General features: G+C 65.7%; 2 protein-coding genes. One reads left to right on the top strand and one right to left on the bottom strand.

Annotation, left to right across the window (positions count from 1 at the left end; translation table 11 throughout):
* Positions 1-219 precede the first annotated feature (219 nt).
* The gene (locus tag VFW69_RS19585; protein WP_526503659.1) at positions 220-2,139 is read right to left on the bottom strand and encodes an ABC transporter ATP-binding protein/permease; all 1,920 of its coding nucleotides are present in this window, start codon (positions 2,137-2,139) and stop codon (positions 220-222) included.
* 112 nt (positions 2,140-2,251) lie between these two features.
* Between VFW69_RS19585 and VFW69_RS19580 the strand changes: the two genes are divergently transcribed.
* Positions 2,252-2,659, top strand: a complete 408-nt coding sequence (locus VFW69_RS19580; RefSeq protein ID WP_526503657.1) for a hypothetical protein — start codon at positions 2,252-2,254, stop codon at positions 2,657-2,659.
* The last annotated feature ends 180 nt before the right edge of the window (positions 2,660-2,839 follow it).

Genomic DNA, 2,839 nt, shown 5'->3' with positions numbered 1-2,839 from the left:
CAGCTACCCCTCGCCGAGGCGGTCCATCGCGTCCCAGAACCGACGGTGATCCACCGCGGCCCGGTTCGGCCGCACCCACCGCGGGGTTGCGGTCAGGACATGCGGTGAAGCTACTGCTATCCAGGAGGGACTGCGGCGGTTATCGCGGACCGGCCTGAACGCCGACCTTCGAGGCGCTGAAAGTGCTTGCCGCGCAGACTGATCAGCGGTTAGACGGGATTAGACGCGGGCGAGTTCGCCGCCTTCCACCCTGCTCAGCCGCCACTCACCGTCGCCGAGCAGTTCCAAATGCTCCTCGTGATGCTGGCCGACAGTGCTGCGGTGGGTGACACTGACCAGGACGGTGTCCGGGAGCTCGGTGCGCACCATGTCGTACAGCATGAACTCCAAGCCCTCGTCGAGCGCGGATGTCGCCTCGTCGAGGAATGCCACCTTGGGTTTGGTCAACAGGATGCGCGCGAACGCGATGCGCTGCTGCTCGCCGGGCGAGAGCACCTTGGCCCAGTCGGCCACTTCGGAGAGACGCTTTGAGCACTGCGGCAGCGCCACCTTGGTCAGCACACGGTGCAGTTCCTCGTCGGGAAACTCGCCGGGTTCCTTGGGGTAGGACACCGCCGCGCGCAGGTCACCGAGCGGTACATACGGCATCTGCGACAGGAACATCGTCTCGTTGGCGCCGCCGGGGCAGCGCAAGGTGCCTGTGGTGTACGGCCACAGCTGGGCCAGGCTGCGCAGCAGCGTGGTCTTACCGACGCCCGACTTGCCGGTGATGATCAACGTGTCGCCAAGGTTCAGGCGCAGATCCAGCGGCCGGATCAACTGCTCGCCGGCCGGCGTACGCACCTCGACGTCGTCGAGTTCGACCAGGCAGTCCCTGCTGGGCGTGACGGTCAGCGACGGCAGCGCGCGACCCTCCTCGTTGGCCGTCACCAGCCCGTGCAAGCGGATGATCGACGCGCGCCAGCCGGCGAAGCTGTCATAGGCGTTACGGAAGAACGACAGTCCGTTCTGGATGTTGCCGAACGCCGTCGCGGTCTGCGTGACGTCGCCGAACTTGATCTGCCCGGCGAACAGCCGGGGCGCCTGGATCAGCCACGGCGGCAGGACGATGATCTGGCTGATTGAAAAGTTCCAGCCGAAGAAGCGGATGATGCGGTTGATGTAGCGCTTGTAGTTCGACACCACCGGTTGGAATCGCCGATGCAGCTGCAACCGCTCCGCGGCTTCGCCGCGGTAGAAGGCCACCGATTCCGCGGCATCCCGCAACCGCACCAGGGCGTAACGGAACGCGGCGTTGTACTTCTCGTTGTTGAAGCTCAGCCAGATGATCGGGCGGCCGATCCAGAATGCGACGATGGACGCGAGGAGGACGTACGCGAAACCGGTCCAGAACATCGCCCTGGGCATGGTGACGCCGAACAGCGTCAAGTTCCCGGACAGGTGCCACAGGATCGCGGTGAACGAGATCACCGAGACGACGGCGTCGATCGCGCCGAACAGCAGCGTGCTTCCGGTGGTGTTGTTCGGGGTGTTGGGCAGCGGCCCGACTCCGGCGGTGAAGATGTCGATATCGGACTGGATGCGCTGGTCAGGGTTGTCGATCCGCTCGTCGATGAAGCGCCCGCGGTAATACGCCTGGCCGGTCAACCAGTCACCGGTCAGCCGGTCGGTGAGCCAGACCCGCCAGGCCAGCATGAACCGCTGCATCATGAACAGGTCGAGCATGACGCGGGCGACGTGCACGGTGGCCAGGATCGAGAAGATGCCCAGCGAGGTATAAAAGCCGTGCTTGCCAGACTCTTTGACCGCTTCGTCGCCTGCGCCGATGCCGGTGAACGCGGCCTGCGCCGCCGACATCATGTCATTGCCCTGATAGCTGAACAACACGTTGAGGCGCACCCCGACGATCACCGACAGCAGCAGTGCCGCCAGCCACAGCCACACCTTCACGCTGTGCGGGCCGGTGAAGTAGGCGCCGGTGATGCGCCAGAACTGCCGGCCCCACGTCGTATAGCGCGCAATCAGCACCAGCACCACCAGGGTGCACACCGCGGCGATCGCCCACGCCCTGGCGATCCAGATCGCCGAATCGAACAGCGCGCGCCCCCAGTCGATCGAGAACGTAAACAGATCGTTCACCAGTGACTTCTCCTACCCTGGGGTTCTCCCGTATTGCGCAACTCTGCGGCGAAGCTACCGCAGCGACCGCCCGCGACGACGCCGCGCAGCTTTCAGCGAACGTCGCCTTCAGGTGGCGCACCAGCTCGTCGCTGTCGACGACGCCGCGCGCGGCGATATCGAGGTAGCCGTCGGGACGAATGACGAACACGGACGTGTCAGAGACATCGTAGTTGCGCGCGAAGTCACCATCGGCGTCGCGGATCAGGGGCAGCACGGTACCTGCCACGTCCGCGTCCGGTGCCGCGACCAGGTAGACGTCCATCTGCCCGTGCGCGGCCTGCACCACAGCATCGGCGGCCGCTTCCAGGCCCGCGACGTCGTCCGCGCCGGCGGCGTTGCCGGCATAGAGCAGGGTGGTGTGATCGCGGCCCAGCAGGGTGTACAACCGCATGGGGTCGCTGACCGCCTGGCGGGCAGCCCCCTGGCGTCGGGCGCGCGGCCGCCTCCGTCGGACCCGACGATCGGGCTGTCCGCGTAGGAGATCAGCAGTTGCGCCTCTCGACGGATGACGAAGCTGGGATCCGTTGAGTCCGAACCGATTCCCTCGCGGACACTGCGACTCCGCCCTGACTCTGTACGCAGATATCGCCTCGAAATGGGATGGACCGCACTCGTTGCGGGTAACCGTGCCCGACATGCTCGATTGGCGAATCGAGCT

Source organism: Mycobacterium sp. (genome assembly GCF_036273375.1).
Classification (GTDB): domain Bacteria; phylum Actinomycetota; class Actinomycetes; order Mycobacteriales; family Mycobacteriaceae; genus Mycobacterium.
This window is presented reverse-complemented; position numbering and strand designations above follow the sequence as displayed.